This is a genomic window from Nostocoides sp., from assembly GCF_035343835.1.
GTDB lineage: Bacteria > Actinomycetota > Actinomycetes > Actinomycetales > Dermatophilaceae > Nostocoides_A > Nostocoides_A vanveenii.
The window spans coordinates 1-1,581 of the sequence record NZ_DAOQZV010000398.1 but is presented as its reverse complement, the minus strand read 5'-3'; the positions used below and the strand labels follow the sequence as shown (position 1 = coordinate 1,581).

General features: G+C 73.8%; 3 protein-coding genes. 1 reads left to right on the top strand and 2 read right to left on the bottom strand.

What is annotated here, in order from left to right; genetic code table 11:
• Positions 1 to 815: leucyl/phenylalanyl-tRNA--protein transferase (gene aat / locus PKH97_RS16515; RefSeq protein ID WP_324388698.1), on the top strand; the 815-nt coding region annotated here is incomplete at its 5' end.
• A gap of 56 nt (positions 816 to 871) precedes the next feature.
• Here aat and PKH97_RS16510 read toward each other — a convergent pair.
• Both PKH97_RS16510 and PKH97_RS16505 read right to left on the bottom strand, forming a co-directional pair.
• Positions 872 to 1,144 carry a sulfurtransferase TusA family protein gene (locus PKH97_RS16510; protein WP_324388697.1) on the bottom strand — a complete coding sequence of 91 codons (273 nt, stop codon included), beginning with the start codon at positions 1,142 to 1,144 and terminating at the stop codon, positions 872 to 874.
• A gap of 5 nt (positions 1,145 to 1,149) precedes the next feature.
• Positions 1,150 to 1,581 (bottom strand): aminotransferase class V-fold PLP-dependent enzyme (locus PKH97_RS16505; RefSeq protein WP_324388696.1); only part of this gene is annotated, 432 nt, incomplete at its 5' end.

Here is a 1,581-nt window from a genome sequence, read left to right as displayed (position 1 = left end):
GGCCGGCTGGCGCCGCCGACGCTCCGCGGGCCGACCCGCCAGACGGCCCGGCCGGCCCGTTCGGTATTCCGCCGCCTCCTACCCTGCCAAACCCGCCCATCGTCCCCGCCCCGACGAACTGGCGGCTGGCCGACGCCCTGTCTCATCCGGATCCTGATATCGACCTGGTGGCCCTGGGCGCCGACCTGGAGCCGGCGACGCTGCTCGCCGCTTACCGGATCGGCCTCTTCCCGATGGATGTCCCCGAGGCGGGACGGCTCGGCTGGTGGGCGCCCGTCGAGCGCGGCGTGCTGCACCCAGCCGATCTGCACATCTCGCGCTCCCTGGCCCGCTCCAGCCGCCGCTTCAGCATCACCGTGGACCGGGCCTTCGCGCAGGTCGTCGCGGGCTGCGCCGCCCCTGGACGCAAGGGGGCGTGGATCACGCCGGAGTTCGCCGCGGCATACGAGAAGCTGCACCGGCTCGGGTGGGCGCACAGCATCGAGGTCTGGTCGCCCGCCGGCCTGGCCGGCGGGCTATACGGGGTGGCGATCGGTGGGCTGTTCGCGGGCGAATCGATGTTCCATCGGGAGACCGACGCCTCCAAGATCGCCGTTGCCGGGCTGGTCGACATCGTCTCGAGCGCTCCCGGCGGGCTGATCGACGTCCAGTGGCAGACCGGGCACCTCGCCACCCTGGGGGTGACCACCCGCACCCGCGAGGCGTATGCCGCCACCCTCCCCGCCCTGACCGCCGCCCCCGGCCCCGACTGGCCTGCCTGGCGCCGGCAGGAATGGCGGGCAGGGAGGGGACAGCCTTCCCGCCCGATGCCCTAAAGCCGCTATTCGCACGGGAAGACTGCCCCTCGCGAGCGCGGGCCTTGCCAGGCGAATCAGCCGCCGAGCCGGATCCGGCAGCCCACCAGTCCGTCCGCGTGCTCGATCCCGATGACCGTATGCCCGCGCATCCGGCACCAGGCGGGCAGGTCGGCCGCGGCCGCGGGGTCGGTGGCGAGCACCTGGATCACCGTGCCGGCGGCCAGCGTGGTCGCGGCGCGCGCCGCCAGGATCACCGGCATCGGGCATCGCGTCCCGCGAGCATCGATCACCAGCTCGGCGGCGAGTTCGGCATCCTCACCGGCCTCAGCCGTCCGGCCTGGCTCCACGCCGTTCACAACTCGCCCGCCCCCAGGTGCGCCCGCACATCCGCGATCACGACCGGAAGCTCGGCGATCAGCCGCTCCACACCCTCGGCGCGATCGGTCGCGACGGCGTCCCACGGCAAGGTGGCTCGGACGTTTCCGTGGGTGAGCACGCCCATCGCGGTCAGCACATGGCTCGGCTCCAAGGTGGACGCGGTGCACGCCGATCCCGACGCCAGCGCCAGCCCGCGGCGGTCCAACTCGGTGACCAGGCTCTCGCCGTCGGCGAACAGGGCGCTGAAGGTCACGATGTGCGGCAGCCGATCGACCGGGTCGCCGACGACATCGACGTCCGGGATCGCCGAGGCCGCTGCCCGCAGGCGCTCGGTCAAGGCGAACGCCTCTCGCGCATCGGCCGCGCGCGCCGCGGACGCCTGCTGCCAGGCTTCTGCCGCCGCCAG